The organism is Algoriphagus winogradskyi (assembly GCF_900182815.1).
Lineage (GTDB): Bacteria > Bacteroidota > Bacteroidia > Cytophagales > Cyclobacteriaceae > Algoriphagus > Algoriphagus winogradskyi.
Map to the genome: position 1 here is coordinate 594017 of NZ_FXUA01000001.1, position 24511 is coordinate 618527.

Consider the following 24511-nt stretch of genomic DNA (forward strand, 5'->3'; position numbering starts at 1 on the left):
TAATTTAATGTTTCCTCTACCGGGCAAGTCTTCTAAAATCGAAGATAAATCATTTCCCCAAAAAAACACCCTTCAAATAGATGGACGGCTAATCAGTTGGGATAGGCCACAGCTGATGGGCATAGTCAATCTAACCCCAGATTCGTTTTTCGAAGGAAGCAGAGCAGAAAAATCTCTGGAGAAGGTATCCAAATTAGTTAAATCTCATATCTCATATGGTGCTAGTATTCTGGACCTAGGGGGTTATAGCTCGAGACCAGGTGCTGCAGAAGTAAGTCTCCAAGAAGAACTTGACAGAGTGATTCCAGCTGTGAAATGGATTTCATCCAATTATCCTGATATTTTAATATCAGTTGATACCTTTCGGGCAAAAGTGGCGGAGGAGTCAAAATACTCAGGAGCTCATATCATAAACGATATTTCTGCGGGAGAACTAGATGAAGACATGATCCAGACCGTTGCGAAGCTTCAAGTACCATACATCGCCATGCATATGCGAGGAAATCCTCAAAACATGCAGAAAAAAACGAATTATTCAGATATTTTAGGGGAAATATTGTATTATTTCGCTGAAAAACTGGAACAATTCAAAAAGTTTGGCATCAAAGATGTAATAATTGATCCTGGATTTGGATTTGCTAAAACCCTAGAACAAAATTATTATCTGCTCCAAAATCTTCACCAGTTTCAATCGCTTTCATCACCTTTAATGGTAGGTGTTTCGAGAAAATCGATGATATCAAAAGCATTAAATGTAGAAGCTAGTGAAGCATTAAATGGCACCACTGCTTTAAATATGTTTGCTTTATGTCATGGTGCAAACATACTAAGAGTACATGACGTTAAAGAAGCTAACGAAACAGTAAAATTATTCAACACTTTATACCCTTGACCTTACTTTTCAAAATAGGATTTTTAGATATCTCCATCGTTAATATCATTGATATTGCATTGGTGGCCGCCTTATTATATCAAGTTTATAAACTTCTTAAGGGAAGCGTTGCAATCAAAATATTTCTTGGCTTCCTCTCCATTTATCTGATTTATTTATTGGTGAGAGCACTGAGGATGGAGCTTCTTTCTGCCATCTTGGGTCAGTTCATGGGAGTTGGTGTAATCGCTGCTATTATTATTTTTGCACCAGAAATCAGAAAATTCCTGCTATTAATAGGTAGATCCTCACTCCTTTCCGACGATAATGTATGGAAAGATATGCTGTTCTTCTGGCGGAAAAAAGACAATTCACTTTTCAATATCAGTCCAATCATAGATGCTTCCAAAACTCTTGCGGGTAGTAATACTGGTGCATTGATGGTCATCTCCAAAAGTACTGAATTGAAATTCTATGCTGAAAGCGGCGATATTCTGGACGCAGAATTATCCAAAAGACTTCTCATTTCTATTTTCAATAAATATAGCCCTCTTCATGATGGGGCTGTAATCATACACAACGGCAAAATCAAGGCCGCACGGTGTATTTTGCCCGTAACTGAGCGTGAGGTGCCTGCACAGTTTGGACTTCGACACAGAGCTGCTATTGGAATGTCCGAGACAACTGATGCGATTGTTTTAATTGTCTCAGAAGAAACTGGTCAATTATCCATGTCCAAAAATGGAAAGATTTTGCATAACATGTCTTTCCAGGAAATCAGAGAGACAATCAATGATTATCTCAACAACCTTGATGTAGATTCCCGCTTCGAAGATATCGAGGAATATGAGTTGAAAAAGCGAAGAAAGCTTGCCATGACTAGCAAATCAGCATCATAAGAAAAACTAACTTCTCATTTTAAGAAGTTGATTTTGGGAAGATACTTTACTTTTAAACCCTTGTTGATTCTGTAAGTATTCAGAGAGATCATAAAGATTTCAAGTAAGTATATAAAAAAGATGCCGCCAACTCTGACATATAAATAATTATAGACTAGAGCAGGGCTTACATCACCATTTCCAGAAAAGTTAAAAAACCCCATTAACCAACCACAAAAGGTACTCCATAAGTAATAGACTAAAGCCCAAGTAAGCTGGAAATTCACTAAGCTTCGTCCTAATTCACTCACACCAGCAATTTTATCCTTCCGACTCATCCAGAGTATTAGTGGCAAAACAACACCAAGAAGTGGTAGGACTATGAAAATCAAACCTGACAAATTCATTCCTAGCAGATATCCCTTATCCTCTGTCTGAGTCCAATCCATTACCTCATCAGGACTCAATCCAAAAATTTGAAATAATCGTTTCACAGTGTCCAACCTAGGTACTGCCTCAGCATTCTCCATTCTTTGAACTGTTCGCAAACTAACTCCGGCAGATTCTGCCAGTTCCTCTTGTGAATATGCATTCTTTAAACGAAGAGTTTTCAATTTTGCGCCAAGAGCTTTACTATCCATTTTCTTGTTCATTTAGTAGAATTCAAATGTAGTTTTGTGGCTTCACAATACCAGCGACTAGGATACGTCATTCTTACGTCATTTGTGTCATACCGATTAGAAGCTTCTTAACCTACCGTTCATAAATCCAAAAGTCCTCAAAAAAATTAATTCTGGGATTTATTTCATAAAAAAGTCAAGTTATCGTTTCTAAGTAATGAGAGTCAAAATCACCTTTCTCAAAACTAAATCAAAATAAGTTTTCACCTTGAAATAACTATGGATTAATCTTTGCTTCAGACTAAATTCATAAGCAAGACCCGAATTATCAAGTACCCGTTTACAAATGAAAAAAATTCCATTCTTACAAATTGCATCCTTATTTATACTTTTTTCAGCAGGCGCTTGGGCAACGCAAGCCTATATGCCAGAATTAAAACAGCAACTTAAAGAAACCTATTCAACCTTAACTAGCACTTCTAAACCAAAAAAATCAGCTGAAAATCCCGAACCAATAGAAGTGGAATTGCCTCTACCAAGGATTATTCCTCCCATACCAGAAGGCATTATCACCAAGGAATATGACAAACATCTCTTCGCTGGAGAAAACAATGGCTTTGGTGTAATAGAAAATGAAAGTCACTTCAATAAACTCATCGAAGAGGGACAACTCATACTAATAAATGAAGGGAATGGATACGAAGTAATGAAACTTACCCATAGCCATCCTTACATCACCCCCTATTCAAAGGTAGTGCTGGAAGAACTCGGGATAGCTTTTCAAACATTGACAGATAAGGAAAGTACCTTCACGCTCACATCAGTAACGCGTACTCCAGAACAGCAAAAAAGCCTCAGAAGAAGAAATTCAAATGCAACTTCTGGAGAGAGCTCTCATTCTTATGGAGTCTCTTTTGACATCTCCTATATACGATTTAACGGAAAGAAAAATTGGAATAGAAGCAAACAGAAAAAGCTTGAGAAGATCCTTAATGAGTTTCAGGACGAAGGCAAAATTCTTTTTATAAAAGAAAGAAAACAGAGCTGCTACCACGTGACCGTGAGATAACTGATTCTGGACTAAAGAAGGAAGGGCAAAACCCAATTTTACTTTTTATTAGAAAAATTCATCAAAAAAGCCGGGAATCTCTATAGAATCCCGGCTTTGATATTTCTGAGGTATACTTACCTCCTACCTGCATTATCAGGCAAAAACTTACTCTATTACACCTAATTCTTTTCCAACCTCCGTGAAAGCTGCAATCGCCTGATCCAAATGCGCTTTGTCATGTCCTGCAGATATTTGGACACGGATTCTAGCCTGTCCTTTAGGAACTACCGGGTAGTAAAAACCAATGACATAAATCCCTTTTTCCAAGACTTTTTCGGCCATTTTTTGCGAAAGAACAGCATCGTAAAGCATAATCGGCACGATAGCATGCTCACCTGGTTTGATATCAAATCCAGCAGCAGTCATTTTCTCACGGAAGTACTTCGTATTCTCTTCCAGTTTATCTCTCAATTCAGTGGTCTCAGAAAGTAGGTCAAAAACTGCTATTGAAGCACCTGTGATAGATGGCGCCAAGGTATTGGAAAACAAATATGGTCTGGAGCGCTGACGTAGGAGTTCCACTATTTCCTTCCTTCCTGAAGTAAATCCTCCTGAAGCTCCACCCAATGCTTTTCCTAACGTACCTGTGATGATATCAATTTTGCCCATTACTCCACAATGCTCATGTACCCCACGGCCAGTTTTGCCCATGAAACCGGTAGAATGACACTCATCCGTCATCACTAGCGCTTCATACTTTTCAGCCAACTCCACGATCTTGTCCAACTGGGCAATCGTGCCATCCATAGAGAAAACTCCATCAGTAACTATGATCTTCTGCTTAGCTCCCTTTGCAACAGCATCCTTCAGCTGAGCTTCCAGATCCGCCATATCGTTATGCTGGTATCGAAATCGCATGGCCTTGCAAAGACGAACCCCATCAATGATAGATGCGTGATTCAATGCATCAGAAATTATCGCATCTTCAGGGCCCAATATCGGCTCGAATACTCCTCCATTTGCATCAAAAGCAGCGGCATAAAGAATCGTATCCTCGGTGCCCAAGAATTCTGAAATCTTCCTTTCCAGCTCCTTGTGAATATCCTGCGTACCGCAAATGAATCGCACAGATGACATTCCAAAACCGTGTGAATCTATCGCAGCCTTTGCTGCTTCGATCACTTTGGGATGAGAAGAAAGTCCCAGATAATTGTTAGCACAGAAGTTCAAAACTTTCTGACCTCCGGCGATAGTGATTTCTGCAGATTGTGGAGAGGTGATGACACGCTCTTTTTTGAAAAGACCTGCTTCCTCTATTCCCTTAAGTTCCTCTTGCAATTTGGGTCTGAACTGATCGTACATGATAGCTAGTTGATTTTATGTTATTCAAAAACGTCTGATTCCTTTGATCAAAAATCCTGCTCAGGAAGCAGTTTTTTCTTAGTTTTGCAGTCGCAAACCCAAATATAAACAAAAACCTAGAGCTCCTCTTAGGTTGATTTTCAAAGAAAGATTAATGGAAAAAATCCTTGTAATAGGCGCTGCAGGACAGTTGGGTTCAGAACTTACTCGTTCTCTGGCAGATCAGTTTGGTGCAGAACAAGTAATTGCTACAGACCTCAATGAATCCGCAAAAGTTAAATTTGACTTTTGCCGTTTTCAGGTTCTCGATGTGATGGACAAGGATGGCTTGAGAAACCTGGTCAAAGAGGAAAATATCACCCAGATTTATCATTTAGCAGCCGTCCTTTCTGCCGTTGGTGAGAAAAAACCTCTTTTTGCCTGGGAACTGAACATGGAAAGTTTGCTACATGTTCTTGAACTTGCCAAAGAATTCAAGCTTAATAAAGTTTATTGGCCATCGTCTATTGCAGTCTTTGGACCGAATACTCCAAAAATCAACACGCCTCAATACTGCGTAAAAGAGCCAAACACTGTGTATGGTATTTCTAAGCAAGCTGGGGAAAGATGGTGCGAATACTACTTTCAGAAGTTTAATGTGGACGTTCGCAGTCTTCGCTATCCAGGTTTGATCGGCTACAAGTCACTTCCTGGTGGTGGCACAACCGATTATGCCGTGGATATTTACCACAAAGCTTTGGCAGGTGAGAAATTCGATTGCTTCCTGCGTGAAGATAGTTCTCTTCCCATGATGTACATGCCCGATGCGATTAAAGCCACCTTGGACTTGATGAATGCTCCCCGGGAATCTGTAAAGATCCGATCTAGCTATAACTTGGCTGCTATGAACTTTACACCAAAAGAAAGTTATGAGAGCATTTTGAAATACATGCCCGATTTTAAAATCGAATATAACCCTGATTTCCGTCAGGCAATCGCTGATAGCTGGCCGGATAGCATTGACGATTCCTGCGCCCGGAAAGATTGGGGCTGGCAACACGACTATGACTTGGACGCTATGACCAAGGATATTTTGGAAAATCTTCCAAACTTCAGATTCTAATATCATCACCCTGCTCCTCAAAAGCAGGGTGTTTTTTTTAATCGCTTTGTGCGAAGAGTATAGATGATTCAGAGGATAAGCTTCAATGCCGTCTCCCCTTCTACCACGGAAAGATCACAACAAAAACTGAAAAACACTTTTTTAAATTCATTACCACACACCTATTTGGTAAGTATTAGTCCTTGCGCACTAACAATCTGTAGATATCTTTTTAAACAACCAATTATTCCTTACTTTAAGGTTTCATTACTATCTAGATGAATAAGCTCAAAATCACACTATTCCTTACTATTGCTGTGTTGGTAGCAATTACTGGCTTTTTCTTTTTTGGAACGGAAAGAGAAATAGACTACAGCACAGAGATCAAACCCATCCTGAATAAAAATTGCATTACCTGCCATGGAGGCGTAAAGAAAAGTGGTAGTTTCTCAGTACTTTTTGAAGAGGAAGCCTTCGCCATCACGGAATCTGGGCACGCTGCAATTATTCCGGGAGATCCCAATGGGAGTGAATTGATCAAACGACTTACTTCTTCTGATCCTGAATTGAGAATGCCCTATGAGAAAGAACCTCTTTCCAAAGATGAAATAGAACTACTCAAAACCTGGATTAAGCAGGGAGCGAAATGGGGAAAGCACTGGGCATATCAAACAGTGCAAAAACCTAAAGAAATAGACACCAAACTTGCAGCCGGCCTTTACGCCGGCGAGAACTCTGAATCTTCCAATTCCATAGATTTTTATATAGCCAAAAAGCTGGAGGAACAGGAACTTGAATTTTCTCCACAGGAAAACCGCTTGAAATTACTCCGAAGAGCTGCATTGGATATTACTGGGCTCCCTCCTACCAAAGAGATCAAGGAAGCCTTTTCTTCTGAAAAAATCACCTATGAAGAGGCTGTAGATCAAATGTTGGCTAGCACAAGCTATGGGGAAAAATGGGCTACCTGGTGGCTGGATATGGCAAGATACGCAGATACTAAGGGCTATGAGCGCGATGTAAACAGAACGATGTGGCCTTATCGCGATTGGGTAATCAGGGCATTCAATGCTGATATGCCTTACGATGAATTCACCATTAATCAATTAGCAGGAGATTTACTTCCAAATCCAACAGAAGATCAACTGACAGCCACGGCTTTCCACCGAAATACCATGAATAACGATGAGGGTGGCACACAGGATGAGGAATTTAGGGTTGCCGCCGTGCTGGATAGAGTGAGTACCACCTACGAAGTATGGCAAAGCACCACGATGGCATGTGTGCAATGTCACAGCCATACGTACGACCCGATTAGGCATGAAGAATTCTATCAGTCTGCTGCATTTTTCAATAACACCCGTGATGAGGACACGCATGACGAGGAACCAAGACTCAGGTTCTATTCACCTGAGGAAAAAACTAAAATAGAAAGCATTACCCAATGGGTGAAGGAAAACGAAGGCGTAAAAGCAGCAGAAGCCAAGAAGGAGTTCCTCACCTATCTTGAGCCGAAATACCCATCCCATAGTGCAGTTGACTTTGTAAATGCGACTTTACTGGACAGTAAGTGGTTAGGCATTGAGGGTAACGGTTCCGCATATTTAAAAAACATCAATACGCAGGGATCAGACCAACTTCTGATGGAATATTCTGCAGGGCTGGATGGTAGTACGATGAGCATTAGAAAAGATGGACCTGAGGGCGAGCTTTTAGCCTCATTTCCTATCAATAAAACCGGGCAAATTATCCGTCCTATTCCATTCAAATCAGTTGAAGGAAATATTGATTTATTTTTAGAAATCAAAAACCCTAATTCAAAACCTGACCAAACTGCAGCTAGATTTATCTGGTTTGCTTTTGTTCCAAAATTGAAAGGTGAAGAAAAACCTGGCTATGCTGCTATGCAGAAAAGTTGGGAAGACATTCTCAATTTCAATGGAACCAAGCTCCCGATTATGATCGAAAACCCAGACTACATGGCCAGAGACACTCGAGTATTTGAAAGGGGAAATTGGATGATTTTAGGTGACAAGGTAAAACCAGAAACACCAAAAGAGTTAAATCCTTGGAAGGAAGAATGGCCTGCAAATCGACTTGGATTTGCCTATTGGCTGATGGATAAAGAAAATCCATTAACCTCTAGAACCTTAGTAAACCGCGTCTGGGATCAAATCATGGGAAGAGGAATCGTCAGCACTTTGGAAGACATGGGAACTCAATCAGACCCACCTTCACATCCGGAGCTGTTGGATTATCTGGCTTGGAAAACCATGAATGATTACCAATGGAGTATTAAAGGTCTTATTCGTGAAATAGTCACCTCCAAAACCTATAAACAATCTTCAGTAGTTTCTCCGGAACTTTTCACCAAAGATCCTCAAAACAAATATTACGCACGAGGACCAAGGTTCCGGTTAAGTGCGGAACAGGTGCGCGATCAGGCACTTGCAGTCTCCGGTCTTTTGAGTGAAAAAATGTACGGACCTGGGGTAATGCCTGCCCAGCCCGATGGCATCTGGCAAACAGTTTATAATGGCGGGACCTGGACAGAAAGTAAGGGAGAAGATGCCCACCGACGGGGCATTTATACCTTCTTAAAAAGAACAAGTCCCTATCCGTCTTTCCTGTCCTTTGATGCAGGAAGCCGTGAAGTATGTTTGAGTAGACGATTAGTAACTAACACTCCATTGCAGGCCTTAGTGACGCTGAATGACCCTGTTTATTTGGAAGCAGCCTACCATCTTTCTGAGGATATGCTAGCACATGGCAATTCAGATCCCGGGAAAGCGATTAGCTATGGTTATGAGAAAATGATTTTGACTCCTATTTCGGAACAAAAACTAACTGCCTTAGAAATATTACATGAAGAAGCAATAGCCCAGTATTCTAAGAATCCATCAGAACTTGATTCCTTCTTTGGCTGGAAAGACCAAAAAGTAAACGCTGAGCAAGCCGCCATGACAGTTGTGGCGAATGCAATGCTGAATTTGGATGAATTTATAACCAAACCTTAAAATGAAAAGCTTAGATAAAATGCTCGTTGAGTTTGCGCAGCAAAAGCTGGCAAAGCAAACAAGAAGACATTTCCTGATGGACTGTGTCTCCAAAGTTGGTGGGCTGGCAATGGCGCCATTAATGTTTGGCTGTGACACAGGTTCTTCTGCTTCTCCTAAGGGATTAAATCTTAGTGAAAGAGACCTGAATCCCCTTTCTCCACTGCCTCCACCTTTTGGAGCCAAGGCAAAATCCATTATTTATCTTCATATGGCTGGCGCTCCTTCGCAATTGGAGCTATTTGATTACAAACCTGAATTAGTAAAATATCATAACCAGCCTTGCCCTCAGTCACTGCTGGAAGGTAGAAAATTCGCATTCATCCAAGGCACGCCAAACATCTTAGGACCCCAAGCCAATTTCTCCCAACATGGACAATCAGGCGCCTGGATCTCAGATTACCTGCCTCACTTTTCCAAACTTGCTGATGACGTTTCATTTATAAAAGCAGTACACACCGATCAGTTCAACCATGGCCCTGCTCAGCTTTTTATGCAGACGGGAAGTGCTAGACTTGGAAGGCCAAGTTTGGGAAGCTGGGTAACTTATGGATTGGGTACAGAAAACCAGAATCTACCTGGGTTTGTCGTGCTTACTTCAGGGGGAAAAACTCCTGATGCCGGCAAAAGCGTTTGGGGCTCAGGATTTTTACCATCAGTCTATCAGGGTGTGCAGTGTCGATCCAAAGGCGATCCTGTTTTGTATCTGGATGATCCTGAGGGAATGAGTAGAAATCTGAAGAAAAACATCATTGATGCTATCAATAAGGTAAATCAGGAGGAATTCAATACCTATGGTGACCCTGAGATTCTAGCTAGAATCAATCAGTATGAGATGGCCTACAGAATGCAAATAGAAGTTCCGGAGGTAATGGATATCAACGATGAACCCGAATCCATACATGAACTTTACGGGACTAAGCCAGGTGCTGAATCCTTCGCCAACAACTGCCTATTAGCTAGAAAAATGGTAGAAAAAGGTGTTCGCTTTGTACAGCTTTATGACTGGGGTTGGGATACTCACGGAACAGACCACGATGGTTCTATTGATATGGGGCTTCGCAACAAATGCCGAGAAATAGACAGACCGATTTCAGCTTTACTTCTTGACTTGAAGCAAAGAGGGATGCTCGAAGACACCTTGGTAGTCTGGGGAGGTGAATTTGGAAGAACTCCTATGCAGGAAAATCGTGGTGGAAAAACTCAGGGATTTTTGGGTAGAGATCATCACGTAGATGCCTTTACCATGTGGATGGCTGGTGGTGGTATCAAACCCGGCGTAACTTATGGTAAGACTGACGACTTTGGATTTTCCGGAGTTGAAGACAAAGTATCTGTTCATGATATTCACGCTACAATCCTTCATTTGATGGGTTTTGATCATGAGAAATTCACTTATGATTTCCAAGGCCGCCCTTTCCGACTAACGGACGTTGAAGGTGAATTAATTAATAAAATATTAGCTTAATCCTGCATGCTCACTAGAATTACCCTCCTTGCTTTACTATTTACCTTATTTCTTTCTCCAGTTTTTTCCCAACAAAAGATCCAATTCTTCCAGACAGATTGGGGAAATCAACTTTCCATTGACGAGTTTCTGCAACGTGTAAAAAATGATGGATATGATGGGATTGAAACATGGTTTCCATACGATGAAGCCAAACAAAAAGAGTTAAAAGCTGGACTGGAAAAATATGACTTGAAAGTGATTTTCCTTCATGGTACAAGCAAGGGACTTCCCTTTGCCGAATCGCTAAAAGTCTATGAAGAAAATCTCCAAAAGATAATTGCATGGAACCCAGTAAAAATCAACTCCCATACAGGATCGGATTATTGGACTTTGGAGGAAAACAAAGCCTTTATCGATGTAACCACCAAAGCAAGCAAAGCCTCTGGTATTAGCATTGTTCATGAAACTCACCGCAGTAGATTTTCTTTCAATGTCCCACTCACCGTGGAAATGCTCAAGCTAGCGCCGGAATTACGACTAAACCTTGACATCTCTCATTGGATGGTAGTTCATGAGCGATTAATCGGTTTGAATGATCCATTGCTACAGCAAATCCTCCCGAATGTGGATCATATACATGCTAGAGTCGGTTTTGCCGAAGGCCCGCAAGTGAACAATCCCGCCGCGCCAGAATGGGGTTCTGCTCTTAAAACCCACTTGGATATTTGGGAGCATATCATCCGTAATTCTGGTCAGGAAATTTATACGATCACGACAGAATTCGGCCCTCCGCCTTACTTACCTACAGTACCCTTTTCCAACGTTCCTATCGCGGATCAATGGGAAGCCAATGTATTTATCATGAAAGCCATTAAAGAACGCTTCGCAAATGATTGATTTTATCTTGCCATTGTTCGGGCGATTTCACCCGATTTTAGTTCACTTACCAATTGGCTTTTTGGTGTTTGGAGTTATCCTGATTTTTTGGTTTGGAAAGAAGTACTCGATCTATTCCCCAATCATCCAGTTAGCATTTTTACTGGGTGGTATTTCCGCTGGTCTGGCTAGTATCAGCGGTTTTTTGCAATACCAGAATGAAGGGTATGGCTGGGAAACAGTGAAGTTTCACCTCATCTTAGGTATACTTACAACCATATTTTCTTTTGGCTTGTGGTATCATTTGAAAAGAGCTGCTTCAACTCCAGCACAGTTGAAAATCAAAGGAGCAGGTCTAATTATGATAATAACCATTACAGGCCATCTAGGAGGCAACATTACCCATGGGGATGATTATTTCACAGAAGTATTACCTCCCGAGCTCCAAGCTTTACTTGGAGGAGAAGTAAGCATTAATGAACCTCTTGAACTTCCCGCAGATAATTGGGAAGAAGTAGCGTTTTACACGGGAGCCGTTCAGCCGATTTTGGATCAAAATTGTAAAAGTTGCCATAACCCTAAAAAACTAAAGGGAGAATTAGACCTCAGTTCTTTCAAAGGAATTCAAAAAGGTGGAGAAGATGGTTCGGTGCTTACTTCAAAAGATGCTGAGGAGAGTTCCCTTTTCACGCGAATGATTTTGCCTGAGGACCATGACGACCACATGCCTCCAAAGGACAAGCGTCAGCCAAGAAAGGAAGAAATCGAATTGATCAAAGCCTGGATTGAATCAGGAGCATCAGAAAGCAGGAAACTTGGTGAATCCAACATTTCAGAAGACATGGTTGAACCGTTTTTCAAGAAAATTGAAAAGCCTTTCTATCCTGAGGTGGAAGTTGGAAAAGTTCCTCAGGATTCCATTTCCAAACTAAAAGACCGAGGTTTTTTTGCGGAAGTAATTAAAGAAGGGTCTTCCTTTCTAAATATCAGCTGCATTAATTTTCCTGCTTTTACCAATTCAAACTGGAATTTGTTAACCTCAGCCCAAGAGCAGATTGTATATCTAGACCTTACGGGTACAGCCATAACTGATGCGATTTTTGAGTCAATTTCCACTCTGCCCAATTTGACAGTTTTGAAGCTAAATAAGACTTCTATCGATGGCTCTCAATTAGATAAACTAAGCAGTAACAAAAATCTAAAGCTGCTCTATCTTAATGAAACCAAGGTAGCAATGGACAAGCTTGACAAACTTCAGGGTCATCCAGCGCTTGAAAAAGTGTTTGTCTACAATACACCGGCAGCAGGATCGGGGGAAACTTCGCAATTCAGTTTTCACCTAGAAACAGGCAATCTCAGCTTACCGCCCTTGCCGACGGACACCATTGTTTATTGAAAAACGTCTCCCGCTCCGGCGCGATGGCGCAAAGCTTTTATTCTTGACATTCAAGGAATCTTTAGCTCTTTTCACTTGGACTAATTCAATATATGTTAAACGCTAAATAATGAATCCAAAAAAAATGGGGCTGGTTAACTCAATTACTTTGCGCCGTTGCGCCTTCGCGGGAGACTTTATTTCAAATGCCCCTCAATCACCTCTGCATCAAAGCCTAAACTCAAACTTCCGTCTTTGTAAATAATCACTGGACGCTTGATCATACTTGAGTTTTCTTCAAGTATCGGGATCGCAGTTTCCTCGTTTTCAAGGGCTGATTTCTGCTCATCACTCATTTTTCGGTAGGTTGTTCCTTTCTTATTCACTAAAGAAGAAAGATCTGTTTTCTCCAAAAAACCTTCTAAAAGTGCAGCATCTGGCTTCTGCTTTTTATAATCGATAAAGTCATACTGCACTCCTTTTTCCGCCAGGAAATCGAAGGTCTTCTTCATCGTATTGCAATTCTTAATTCCGTAAACTTTGATGGACATATTTTATTTGTTCTTTTATTAAAACGAATTTGATCCAAAATAGTCCGAAAATCAACTTTTAACCTTTAAAAAATAGCCGTCAATCCAATCAAGAAATTTAAAGCTTAGTGATTATATTGGATGGAGATCCTTAATTATGAAATGGGAATTAGAAGGTTATTTCAATACAACCCTACCTAATGAGTAAATTTGAAAAGCTTTTATTAAAGGTTCTCTCTGGTAAATCGGATAAAATCTATCCATATCGGATTTGAAAACGTTAATTATTCAGCTAGGCTTTAAAGAAAGAGGCGGTGCAGGTAATCATACGATTTATAAAAAAGAGGATATTCCTGAAATAATAAATATTCAAACAACCAAAGATGGCCAAGCAAAACCCTATCAAGTAAAACAAATCAGAGAAATCATCATCCAATATAAACTTTCAAAACAATGAGCAAATACGGAATCTTCGTATACTGGAGTAATGAAGACGAGTGCTTTGTATCAGAAGTACCAGAATTACCCTCTATCAAAGCACATGGTGACAATCAAACAGAGGCATTGGAAAATGCTCAGCAAGCAATAGAACTATGGCTAAAAATTGCCAAAGAGGATGGGATGAAAATACCAGAACCAAAAGGTAAGCTACAATATGCTTAGCTTGCCCTTTGGCTTTGAATAAATACAAAATCTACAACCCCAAAATCTCCACCATTGCTTCCTTATGAGCAACCAAGATCTGGTCGATCACATCATCTTTCAAAGCAGTAGATAAGAACAAACTCTCAAATTGGCTCGGCGCCAAATATACTCCACGCTTAAGCATAGCCTGAAAATATTCCCCGAATAAAGCCGTATCAGAAGCCTTTGCTGTTTCAAAGTCAAACACTGGAGAATCTGTGAAAAACAAGCTATACATACTTCCAAAGCTGTTTACCGTGTAATTCAACCCTAAATCCTTATTGATACTTTTAATGCCTGCGGTCAATCTCTCTCCGATGTGAGTTAACTCCGCATAGACAGTTTGATCTGTATTCAGATGATTTAGCATCGTCAAACCTGCTGCCATGGCAATTGGGTTGCCTGAAAGTGTCCCCGCTTGATAAACAGGTCCAGCAGGAGAAACAAATTCCATGATTTCTCTCTTCCCTCCGTAAGCTCCCACTGGCATACCACCACCAATGATTTTACCCAAGGTCGTCATATCTGGAGTTACTCCAAATACTTCCTGTGCCCCACCTTTTGCTAAGCGAAATCCAGTCATCACCTCATCGAAAATCAACACAATTCCTTCTCTAGTACAGATATCTCGAAGACCTTGAAGGTAACCTTCCTTCGGAAGACACAGCCCCATATTTCCTGGAACAGGTTCTAGTATTAAGGCAGCGATTTCCCCTGGGTTAGCTGCTACCAATTCATCAATTGCTTCTAGATTATTATAAGGAGCGATCAAGGTATCCTTGGCCGTTCCTTTGGTCACTCCTGGAGAATCCGGATCGCCCATAGTCATCGCCCCTGAGCCGGCAGCGATCAAAAATGAATCCCCATGACCATGGTAGTGCCCTTCCATTTTGATAAACTTATCCCGACCTGTAAAACCTCTAGCCACTCGGATCGCAGACATGGTCGCTTCGGTACCTGAGTTCACCATACGAACTTTCTCGATAGATGGAACCATGCTTACGATCAACTCAGCAATCTCCACTTCACGCGCTGTGGGAGCACCGAAAGAGGTGCCATCTTCCATTGCTTTGATTACAGCATCTTTAACTTTTGGATGATTATGCCCGAGAAGCATAGGCCCCCAGCTATTGATCAGTTCTATAAATTTATTTCCATCCTCATCGTACAAGTAAGCTCCATCAGCTTTTTTGATAAAAAGTGGATCTCCACCTACAGCTCTAAAGGCACGAACAGGCGAGTTCACACCACCTGGAATGAAATTTTGGGCTTTTGCAAAAAGCTCTTTACTCTTAGAAATATTCATGGTTTAATCTAAAGGTTTCAATTCGCCTGCTTCTAATTCAAACAGCGGCACATATTGATTGTTGTGACCTCCTTGAAAATTAAATCCCCAAGTTAATCTACCCGCTTCAAATGCTTTTTGATCTAGGTTTCTTCTCAAATCAAAGCCCTTTGTAGCAGACATATTGGAAGACACCCAGTTGATCAGCTCCGCTCCAAGCGTGGAATTAATGCTAGGTAAATTCAGGTACTTATTGTAAAATCTATTTCGGAATTGCTGCATTGGCGCTCCGTAGAAATTCAAGGTATTGTTGCCAATGAAATAGAAATTTGGAAACTCCAGCATCTCATAATTAGCAAAATTGAAGCTTAACCAAGAATCCATTACTACGGTTGGAATGGAGGTAGTGATAGATTCCATCAAGGAAAACACCGGTTGAGCTATGGAAGGGTCATCTGATAATAAAACAACCTGATCTACAGAAACAGCTCCTTCTCCACTTTTCACACCCAGTCCCTGCATAAAGGCACTGACGTTTCGAGCATTTATTTGTTCGAATTCAGTTAACTGAAATCCAGCTTCTCCCAACTGAGTTTGAAGCATCTTCGCCAGCATCTCATCACGGGAACTTCCGCTATATCCTACTGCAACTCTTTTACCCCAATTCTGCTTCCTCAAACCTTCAACAATCCCATTGGCAATAGAACTCACAGAAGGTCTAAACAAATAGCTATAATTTAACTCTTCAAATCTTTCCCCGAGATTAGACAGGGGATGAACAAATGGAATCTTTGCTGTCTCAGCAAAACTACTGACCAAATCAGACTCTTCTGGATAGATTGGCCCAATTATCACATCAGCTGAAGCAATAGCGGGATCAGCAAGCAAGTTTTGCAAATGCGCAGCATCTCTCTTTGAGTCAAAGGTCAACATGTTCACTTGTGTTCCCTTTATCTTCAATTGCTCTACACCAAATTCTAACCCTTGATACAGTTCAAAGACAAAATCATTTTGAGGAATGCTGGACAAATTAGATCGTGAGGAATTAGTGAATGGTAAAATCACTACGATGTCCAACACCTGATCTTTTACTACATTTTTGTTTTCATTCGCCTTGCCTTGCAACTCATAATAAGCTGCGCGTTCTGTGGCTGAGAGAATGGTTTGACTTTCCAAAACTCTTTTCAGAGCTTCTCCATAGCCCTTATTTTCTTTGAATTCAGAAAGATTTGCAATCATAAAACTTGCACTAACCTGCTTCAGGTTTTCAAAAGTGGCATTTTCAGCCATTGACATAATCTTATCGTCCTTTATCTTATTAATCGTCTGCAGAGCTTCTACATTCTGTTGATTTTTGAAATAAGCTATCGCTAAAAGATATTTAGCCTCATCAGCCTTAGCCCAATTTCCATTTATAATTGGTTCCAAAGCTGCTATTGCCTGGGCGGGTTGATTTGCACCTAATGCAGCTTCTCCTAAATGAAAAGCTGCGTAATTAGCTAGGTTTCCATATTCTTTTGAATCTGTAAATTGCTTAAAAAGAGGGATAGCTTCCCAGTAATTTTTGGCTGCAAGTTCGGATTGTGCCTTGCGATAAGCATCCGGTGTAGGGATTTGAGCAAATGCTAAGCTCAGGATGAAAAATACCGGAATTACTAAAAGATTTTTTTTCATTTTATTGAGGTGAATCAAACATCAAAACAGGGTTTGCAAATTTAACCCATTATTTTCAAACCCAAAGTTCAGGCCGAAAAGCCATGAAAAGTAAAAACCCGAAGAAATAACTTCGGGTTTTTATTATTTCAAATTTGAAATTTCAAATCTCAAATTTCCTATTCCCACTCAATGGTTGCAGGTGGCTTAGAAGAAATATCATAAACAACTCTGTTTACACCTTTAACCTTATTGATGATGTCATTAGAAATCTTGCCTAAAAACTCGTAAGGCAAGTGAATCCAATCTGCGGTCATGCCATCCACAGAACCAACGGCTCGTAGGGCAACAACTTTCTCATAGGTACGCTCATCTCCCATCACGCCAACAGACTGAATTGGAAGCAGCATCGCTCCTGCTTGCCATACCTGATCATAAAGACCTGAATCTTTTAAGCCTTTGATGAAAATATGATCAACTTCCTGAAGTGTTTTTACTTTCTCAGCAGTCACATCTCCCAAAATACGGATTCCAAGCCCCGGTCCCGGGAATGGATGACGCCCGATGATAGTTTCCACAATGTCCAACGCTCTCCCCACTTCACGAACCTCATCTTTGAATAGGGTATTCAAAGGCTCCACTACAGAAAGCTTCATGAAATCAGGTAAACCACCCACATTGTGGTGAGATTTGATCGTAGCAGAAGGTCCTTTCACAGAAATAGACTCAATAACATCTGGGTAGATCGTGCCTTGTCCAAGCCATTTCACACCTTCAAGCTTATTTGATTCTTCGTCGAAAACCTCGATAAAAGCATTTCCAATAGCTTTTCTCTTTGCTTCTGGATCAGTAACACCAGCAAGTGCATCATAGAACTTTTGCTTGGCATCTACGCCAATCACATTTAGTCCCATGTGCTTATAAGAATCCAATACTTCTTCGAATTCATTTTTGCGAAGCAAACCATTATCCACAAAAACGCAGATCAGCTGATCGCCAATCGCACGGTGAATAAGTGTAGCAGCCACAGAAGAATCAACTCCTCCAGAAAGCCCCATTACTACCTTGTCTGAACCGATCTTAGCTTTTAAATCTGCAATACTCGCATCGATAAACACATCTGAAGTCCAGTCTTGGGAACAGCCGCAAATTCCTACCACGAAATTTCTAAGTAGGTTTTTCCCCTCCGAAGAGTGTGTTACCTCTGGGTGGAATTGAATGCCGTAAGTTTCTTCATTTTGAATTTTGAATGCAGCCACACGAACAGAGTCTGTGCTCGCAATTACTTCAAAATTCTCAGGCAAATTCTTGATCGTATCCCCATGTGACATCCAAACTTGCGAACCATGGCTCATTTCCTTTAGCAAATCGTAATGATTGTCAAGGTGACTAAGATTTGCGCGTCCGTATTCTCTAATCTCAGATGGAAGCACTTCTCCGCCATATTTCTGTGCTAAAAGTTGAGAACCGTAACATACGCCCAAAAGAGGAAGTTTGCCTCTCAAAATATCCAAGTCCAAATCAGGAGATCCCTCATCTCTTACCGAGCAAGGAGAACCTGAAAGTATCACTCCTTTAATGTCGGAGGTGATTTCTGGAACTTTGTTATAGGGGTGGATTTCGCAATAAACATTCAGCTCTCTAACTCTTCGGGCGATGAGTTGTGTGTACTGAGAACCGAAATCGAGGATCAAGATTTGTTCTGCCATGCGCAAAGGTAAGCAGGTCAATTAAATTGAGGAAGTGATCTTGGAAAATTTACAGAATAATGTTTGGTCTTAACGGATTGTCGGATTGTCGGATTGGAAAATTGGAAGATTGGAAGATTTGGGTAAGAAGTTGGAAAGTGGTAAGGTTGGAAAGTGATTACTCTTCGTTAAAACACCCAAAAATCACTGACAACTATTTAATTAACAATCTTTTAGTTAAACAACCTAAAGAAAGTTTAGTATTAAAGAAGATTAGTAGTAATTCGATAAATCAACTTCTAAACTTTCTGTATATGAAATCACATCGACTACTTCTGATCCTTTTCTTTTTTGCATTCACACCGATCTTTACAAATGCGCAGGAAAAACCTAAACTACAATACACAGTAGGCTTAGGCTCTTCCATCGATGGCATGAATGATCTTTATGGTCTCAATTTCTCCAATGAACTCAATGTAAGGCTTGGCAAAAGAACCTCATTCAATACAAGCCTCTCATTCTATCAATCACTAGGCAGCTACAATGAAAAAACCTTGCCTACGTATTCTAGCGGAAAAAATGAGGAACAATCCTCAGGAATTTTTATCACTCCATCTTTTAAGTACGACATTATTCAGCGGCCTTCCGGATTCAATTTGGCATTTTCAGCTGGACCATCACTACAGCTAGGTGGAGAGACATTTATTCGCTCCGATCCTTTTTCTTCGGAGACAACATCCACCGCCTACATTACGAACAAATATCAGCGTGTGGGCTTGTTCATGGAATTAGAAGCTGAGTGGAACTCCAAGAATCCTAATCGAAAAAATGTAGTCAGCCTCTCTGCTTTCGGAGCAAACAATGCCATGCCGTGGTACCTCAATGCTACTTATAAAATGAGATTTAAAGTCGGCAAGAAATAATCATAAACGGCTAACTTGCGGCCTTCAAGCGACCGAATTCAACTTTCCAATATGTATTTTAAAACTTCCTTTTCCCTTCTTCTCTTAGTTCTAAGCATAAGTTCTTTTGCTCAAAACGCTCCACTTCAGAAAGTTACTGATCCTTATTTTAAGTTGGTAAGACCGGAATTCAAGGGTGATTTGGCCTATGAAACAGTGGCTTTTGTGGAGCAATACTGGAGACTTGCCGGGAATACCGGCTTTAATAATACGGTTTATCGAATTGCTGAGAAGCTCGAAGCGTCTGGATATGTTTTGGAGGAAAAAGCGAAGGACTCAGATCGGTTCACCTACAGAATAGAAACCAGGGAGATGCGTCAGCCAACTTGGGAGCCTGTTTCTGCTTCCTTGAAAATAGTTGGTTCCAACGAAACCTTACTTTCCTCGGAGGCCAACCGAAACATGATTTATATGTACTCCTCCTCCACTCCTGCTGAAGGAATTACCGGGGAAGTAATTTATGTAGAGAGCAAGGAAGCTCTTTCCTCTGTTGATTTAAAGGGAAAAATTCTCTTTTCGGATCAGGTTGGCTACAGAACTTTGCAGTCAGCCTTAAAAGATAAAGGCGCTGTGGGTGTCTTGACTTATGATATGCCTAGCTATTTGCAACCTGAGAAAAACACTACTTCCATCCAATTTCGAGGATTAAGATATGATGAGAAAAACCCTGCTTGGGCTATTGCACTTTCTTTTGAAGCAAAAGAAAAACTGAAAGCTGAGTTGGCAAACGGCAAAGTCGAAGTGACTGTGAAAGCAGAAACGAAGATTTATGATTCAGCTGAACTTACTATTGTTGCTAATGTCAAAGGATCAGAATTGCCTTTGGAAAGTTTGGTTTTCTCCGCTCACATCCAAGAGCCTGGCGCAAATGATAATGCTACTGGAGTGGGTACTCAATTGGAAATGGCGAAAATCACTGCTGAGTTGATGAAGCAAGGCAAACTTGATCTGAAGCGTACTTTGACTTTCCTATGGGGAGATGAGATCATTTCAACGAGAAGATATATAGAAGAAAAAGATAAGCGTGAAGCCGATATCAACTGGGGAATTTCCTTGGATATGGTGGGAGAAAATACAGACGTCACTGGCGGAACTTTCCTAATCGAAAAAATGCCAGATCCAAGTGCCATTTGGACTCGTGGAGAGGATAAACACAGCGAATGGGGTGGCAGACCTTTGAAAATCGAAGACATGAAACCTCACTATTTGAATGACTTTATCCTGACCAACTTCGAAGCTCAGGGAGAATATGCTGATTGGGTAGTGAAAACCAATCCTTTCGAAGGTGGATCGGATCATACCCCATTTCTACAGGCAGATATTCCAGGATTGTTACTTTGGCATTTTACAGATCAGTTTTACCATACGGACAATGATCGTCTAGATAAAGTCTCTCAGAAAACGATGGTCAATGTCGGTACAGGAGCTTTAGTATCGGCTTATACGCTTTTGAATGCGGATGAGACGACGGTAGATCAACTGATGCTAATGATCGCAGCAAAAGCCCAAATACGATTGCTTACAGAAGTTCAGCTTAGCAAAAAAGCTATTGCAGACGGTGGATCCAAAGAAGATGAGCAAAAAATCCTAGACACTTGGGCGGACTATTATGCAAAAGCTATGGATTCTATCAAGGACTTAGTTCCTGCTGACGATGAAAAAACATTGAGGAGAATAGTACTAGCGAAAGAGGCGATCAAGGCGCATGTACCTAAACTTTAGAATCAATGGAAATACGCCCAGCAAAGGCGCTGCGCAAGTACTTCATTTTCTAAACTTCCACCCTCATCACCTCTTTTATTTTAGATAGAACGAAAAGTTATCTTCAGCAAAAATTGAATTTGATAATTGACCATTGATCATTGTCCATTGCTTATTGTTCATTGCCCATTTCCAAAAGCTCTTTTAGGATTCTCTTCCAAAAGCAATTTCCAATCAGCTTCTTCAAATCCTTTGGCATTTAATGCTGGCATAAGCTTTTCAAAAATATTGGTGAAAGGAACAAATTCTCCTCCATTTGGCTTGGCGGGATCGTACCATCCTGCATCATGGGAAATCAGGACATTTCCCAAAAAACCATTTTCCTTCGCGAAAAGTAAGCGTTTCATATATTCATCCAATCCCCAGCCTATTCCATCCAAACTGATCCAAACTCCAATTTGAGCTGCCTCTAGGTAATTCTGAAAATCCTGCTCTGCCTGCGCATGTACCCAAACAAAAGCTGAAGGATCCACTCCCATTTGCTGAAGAATCTCAACTTCTTGTTTGGCTGTATTCCATGTTCCAGTGTGGGAGTAGATTTTCAAACCGGTTTTCTCATAAGTCAGGCCAGCTGCTCTGACCAGTTTCGAGTCCATTTCCCACAAAGGATTATCTTCGTTGACCGAGATTTTGATAAAGCCTGGTTTGATGCCAGTTCCTTCTATCCCATCCTCGTATTCAGCAATCCATCTCTCTGACAACTCCTCAGCTGTTTCTGAGAAAGCATAATCAGGCAAAAACTTTCCCTTTTGAGTTCCATAAAGTCCAGTATTTGTGATGAGTTGAATTCCAGATTGCTCACTCAGTTTCTTAAGTAAAACAGGGTCTTTCGCCAAAAAAGAAGGCGTGCACTCAAAAATGGTTTTTACTCCATACTTTTTTACTTCAAGTAAATAAGGCATAACCTTAGCGATTACCTCTTCTTGATCATAACGTGCTGGAGAGACAGAATCCGCACCTATAAAATCCACCAGCATGTGCTCATGAACCAATGTTAGCCCCATGGAATCTGTAGAAATCGAACCAGATACAGTATTAATGTAACTGTTTTCAGCCTCAGGCATGGAGCAGGAAAAAGAAAGGATCAATAGACTTAGTCCAACTACTAGAGAATGCTTCATATATAAAGCTAAGCAACTGCTCCAGATTAAGTCAACTGAATTTTAATTGATTTACTTCTTATCAAATATATATCCGCTTTTCAAACAGTAATAAGACAATGATATTATAGGCTTTGGTAAACACTAACACTTAGGCTGCTTCGGTCACCTGTCTTCGGTCTTCGGTCAGGGTGAGCAAAGAAATTATGGGTGCTGGTAACATTGAGGATAATCATATCTTACTATTTCAAAGATGACATTCCTCCGTCTATGTGTAATATTTGACCTGTGACCCAAGAAGATTTATCATCTAAGAGAAATAAGGTTGCTTCAGCGATATCCTCCGGCGTGCCTATTCGACCCAAGGGATGTCTCTTATCTGAGGCTGCGCGCTTCTCATCTGTGCTTACCAATTGCTTCGCCAGCGGTGTGTCCGTCAAAGATGGGGCAATGGCATTAACTCTTATCTGATTAGGTGCCCATTCTGCTGCCAAGGATCTTACTAATCCTTCCACAGCACCTTTTGCAGAAGCTATTCCAGCATGAAATCCCATTCCCGTTTGCACAGCCACAGTACTGTAAAGTACAACCGAAGCTGCTTCCGATTTTTTAAGACCTTTCATACATGCCTGAAGCGTCTTGACAGCACCGAAAAAATTAACATCCATCTCAATCTTAAAATCCTCCATTGAAATTCTATGGAATGGTTTGAGATTGATGGAACCGGGACAATAAACCAGACCATCAATTACTTCTGGTAAATCCTGCAATTCTGAAGAGTCTTCTGTAATATCGATTTGATAATTTCCTTCACCCGTTCGGGAATAGAGTAATAAATTGGCTCCGCCTTCCTTGGCTAATGCCGCGACGGCTTTTCCTATTCCTGAATTCCCTCCTATGATAACAATATTCTTTCCTTTCATACAATAAATACTTTTCTAGTAAAGCAGTATGAGAAGGAGATTGTTTGAATTTGGTCCTATTTCAACTCATAAAAATAAATGGTCTGTACATCTTTCTCGATGGCCTCTGGATCTTCGCCAGGTTTGGCATTGGAAAAAAGCACATCACGAACTGACCATAAATTAACATCCCATGTTCCTTCCCAGAGTTTTTCTTCTCCCTTGAAAATTTGGTAAAACTGTTTCTCTTTATATTTTTTTACTAAAGCCTCAAAATCAGAACCTCCAACTACATTTTTTGGCAAAGCATCCACTTCATCCTGAGGAGCCGCCCCTTCATACTGGGTCAACAAGTAACCATTTGAAAATGCATAATTAGTATATTGTGAACTGGCTAATGACTTAAAAAAACCATCAAAATTGATATCCCTATTTACTGGTTGTATCTTTTTGAATTGATCTCCAGGATTTAAAGCTTGAAATGATTTAAACTCAAAAGATGGAAGGTCATAAACATATAGCTCTGGGGAGTTGGGAAATAAAGCAAAAATCTCATCACCTATAAAACGCACAATTGGATCTAAACTATTGTATTGCCCAGGGGTTATAGCCATAAGTGACTGCTCAGGAATATATTGTGATTTTATAATATCCAAGGAATTAATATCTCTAAGCGTCATAAAGGGATAAGATGTACTAAACTCTTCTGAATTATAGACTTTTTCTCCTGAATCATTATCAACAGAAAAAGTATAGAGGTAATTTTTATAAACCTCAGCAGCATTACTTCCTCCAATCCTATGAGTCACAAGGGAAAAATCAAGAGGCTTTTCTTCTTTCAAAATGAAATCAAGATCATAAATGAATATGCCAGCATGCGTTGTAATTAAAATCTCATCTTCCCCATAATAATCAGCAGTGGTAAAATACCTTGCTTTAAAACTATCCCTTCCATCTTCACTCCGATTCGCGCTTGCGAGGACTTCTCCATGTTCACTAATTCTTAAAAGTTCATCTTTCTTCCAATCAAAAAACAAATATTCAGAATGATCTTCTTTAACATCTATCATTCCCAATTCGGTCAATCGATCTATCACCAAACTATCGGTAATCACCAGCTCGGGAATATAGGCATCAGATTGTTTTTCATCGGTCTTTTCGCTGCAAGCGAGGGTAGCCGTAAAAAGTAGGAGCAGTAAAAATTTCTTCATAGGTGTGATTTACTAACAATATAAATTTTTTGATAATTCGCAGTAGGTAAAGTAGTCAAATTTTTGAAAAACTAGTTTATTACCTCTTTCATAGCAATTCAATGAGTTATCACCG

General features: G+C 40.5%; 21 protein-coding genes. 12 read left to right on the forward strand and 9 right to left on the reverse strand.

The window, feature by feature from the left end; translation table 11 throughout:
- Positions 1-7 precede the first annotated feature (7 nt).
- Together folP and cdaA are read left to right on the forward strand one after the other, a co-directional pair.
- A complete protein-coding gene (gene folP, locus QOL76_RS02570; protein ID WP_283411458.1) occupies positions 8-892 on the forward strand; it encodes a dihydropteroate synthase in 885 nt (294 codons plus the stop codon).
- Positions 889-1770 carry a diadenylate cyclase CdaA gene (gene cdaA, locus QOL76_RS02575; RefSeq protein ID WP_283411459.1) on the forward strand — a complete coding sequence of 294 codons (882 nt, stop codon included), beginning with the start codon at positions 889-891 and terminating at the stop codon, positions 1768-1770. The genes folP and cdaA overlap by 4 nt, the downstream gene beginning before the upstream one ends.
- Before the next feature lie 14 nt (positions 1771-1784).
- Here cdaA and QOL76_RS02580 read toward each other — a convergent pair whose 3' ends face one another.
- The gene (locus QOL76_RS02580) at positions 1785-2402 is read right to left on the reverse strand and encodes a helix-turn-helix domain-containing protein (RefSeq protein WP_283411460.1); all 618 of its coding nucleotides are present in this window, start codon (positions 2400-2402) and stop codon (positions 1785-1787) included.
- Between the two features lie 313 nt (positions 2403-2715).
- On the opposite strand from QOL76_RS02580, the gene QOL76_RS02585 reads away from it, so the two are divergent.
- Complete coding sequence (locus QOL76_RS02585) at positions 2716-3438, forward strand: DUF5715 family protein (protein ID WP_283411461.1); 723 nt, start codon at positions 2716-2718, stop codon at positions 3436-3438.
- 147 nt (positions 3439-3585) lie between these two features.
- Here the strand turns inward: QOL76_RS02585 and kbl are convergent, their stop codons facing one another.
- Positions 3586-4782 (reverse strand): glycine C-acetyltransferase, encoded by a 1197-nt coding sequence (gene kbl / locus QOL76_RS02590; RefSeq protein WP_283411462.1) that lies wholly within the window; start codon positions 4780-4782, stop codon positions 3586-3588.
- A 154-nt stretch (positions 4783-4936) separates the two neighbouring features.
- On the opposite strand from kbl, the gene QOL76_RS02595 reads away from it, so the two are divergent.
- From QOL76_RS02595 to QOL76_RS02615, 5 genes are all read left to right on the forward strand, one after another.
- Complete coding sequence (locus tag QOL76_RS02595) at positions 4937-5884, forward strand: NAD-dependent epimerase/dehydratase family protein (RefSeq protein WP_283411463.1); 948 nt, start codon at positions 4937-4939, stop codon at positions 5882-5884.
- Between the two features lie 257 nt (positions 5885-6141).
- Complete coding sequence (locus QOL76_RS02600) at positions 6142-8880, forward strand: DUF1553 domain-containing protein (protein ID WP_283411464.1); 2739 nt, start codon at positions 6142-6144, stop codon at positions 8878-8880.
- Between the two features lies 1 nt (position 8881).
- Entirely contained in the window at positions 8882-10387 is a 1506-nt protein-coding gene (locus QOL76_RS02605; protein ID WP_283411465.1) for a DUF1501 domain-containing protein, read from the forward strand.
- A 6-nt stretch (positions 10388-10393) separates the two neighbouring features.
- Positions 10394-11266, forward strand: coding sequence for a sugar phosphate isomerase/epimerase family protein (locus tag QOL76_RS02610; protein WP_283411466.1), 873 nt, complete (start codon positions 10394-10396; stop codon positions 11264-11266).
- The gene (locus QOL76_RS02615) at positions 11259-12641 is read left to right on the forward strand and encodes a c-type cytochrome domain-containing protein (RefSeq protein ID WP_283411467.1); all 1383 of its coding nucleotides are present in this window, start codon (positions 11259-11261) and stop codon (positions 12639-12641) included. The genes QOL76_RS02610 and QOL76_RS02615 overlap by 8 nt, the downstream gene beginning before the upstream one ends.
- Positions 12642-12817: 176 nt before the next feature.
- On the opposite strand, the gene QOL76_RS02620 is transcribed toward QOL76_RS02615, so the two are convergent.
- Positions 12818-13171 carry a Spx/MgsR family RNA polymerase-binding regulatory protein gene (locus QOL76_RS02620; protein ID WP_283411468.1) on the reverse strand — a complete coding sequence of 118 codons (354 nt, stop codon included), beginning with the start codon at positions 13169-13171 and terminating at the stop codon, positions 12818-12820.
- A gap of 250 nt (positions 13172-13421) precedes the next feature.
- Here QOL76_RS02620 and QOL76_RS02625 point away from each other — a divergent pair, with 250 nt between their 5' ends.
- The gene (locus QOL76_RS02625) at positions 13422-13607 is read left to right on the forward strand and encodes a hypothetical protein (RefSeq protein WP_283411469.1); all 186 of its coding nucleotides are present in this window, start codon (positions 13422-13424) and stop codon (positions 13605-13607) included.
- Positions 13604-13813, forward strand: a complete 210-nt coding sequence (locus QOL76_RS02630; RefSeq protein WP_283411470.1) for a type II toxin-antitoxin system HicB family antitoxin — start codon at positions 13604-13606, stop codon at positions 13811-13813. Before QOL76_RS02625 ends, QOL76_RS02630 begins: the two co-directional genes overlap by 4 nt.
- Before the next feature lie 31 nt (positions 13814-13844).
- Here the strand turns inward: QOL76_RS02630 and hemL are convergent, their stop codons facing one another.
- From hemL to guaA, 3 genes are all read right to left on the reverse strand, one after another.
- Entirely contained in the window at positions 13845-15140 is a 1296-nt protein-coding gene (gene hemL / locus QOL76_RS02635) for a glutamate-1-semialdehyde 2,1-aminomutase (RefSeq protein ID WP_283411471.1), read from the reverse strand.
- A 3-nt stretch (positions 15141-15143) separates the two neighbouring features.
- Positions 15144-16793, reverse strand: coding sequence for an amino acid ABC transporter substrate-binding protein (locus QOL76_RS02640; protein WP_283411472.1), 1650 nt, complete (start codon positions 16791-16793; stop codon positions 15144-15146).
- Positions 16794-16951: 158 nt separating this feature from the next.
- Positions 16952-18481 carry a glutamine-hydrolyzing GMP synthase gene (gene guaA, locus QOL76_RS02645; protein WP_283411473.1) on the reverse strand — a complete coding sequence of 510 codons (1530 nt, stop codon included), beginning with the start codon at positions 18479-18481 and terminating at the stop codon, positions 16952-16954.
- A gap of 293 nt (positions 18482-18774) precedes the next feature.
- Here guaA and QOL76_RS02650 point away from each other — a divergent pair, with 293 nt between their 5' ends.
- Together QOL76_RS02650 and QOL76_RS02655 are read left to right on the forward strand one after the other, a co-directional pair.
- Positions 18775-19383 (forward strand): hypothetical protein, encoded by a 609-nt coding sequence (locus QOL76_RS02650; RefSeq protein WP_283411474.1) that lies wholly within the window; start codon positions 18775-18777, stop codon positions 19381-19383.
- A 51-nt stretch (positions 19384-19434) separates the two neighbouring features.
- On the forward strand, positions 19435-21144 hold the full coding sequence (locus QOL76_RS02655) for a M28 family peptidase (RefSeq protein WP_283411475.1): 1710 nt from the start codon (positions 19435-19437) through the stop codon (positions 21142-21144).
- Positions 21145-21302: 158 nt separating this feature from the next.
- Here QOL76_RS02655 and QOL76_RS02660 read toward each other — a convergent pair whose 3' ends face one another.
- From QOL76_RS02660 to QOL76_RS02670, 3 genes are all read right to left on the reverse strand, one after another.
- The gene (locus QOL76_RS02660) at positions 21303-22304 is read right to left on the reverse strand and encodes a phosphotriesterase family protein (RefSeq protein WP_283411476.1); all 1002 of its coding nucleotides are present in this window, start codon (positions 22302-22304) and stop codon (positions 21303-21305) included.
- A 221-nt stretch (positions 22305-22525) separates the two neighbouring features.
- Positions 22526-23206, reverse strand: a complete 681-nt coding sequence (locus QOL76_RS02665) for an SDR family NAD(P)-dependent oxidoreductase (protein ID WP_283411477.1) — start codon at positions 23204-23206, stop codon at positions 22526-22528.
- Positions 23207-23262: 56 nt separating this feature from the next.
- Complete coding sequence (locus tag QOL76_RS02670) at positions 23263-24396, reverse strand: hypothetical protein (protein WP_283411478.1); 1134 nt, start codon at positions 24394-24396, stop codon at positions 23263-23265.
- Positions 24397-24511: the final 115 nt, after the last annotated feature.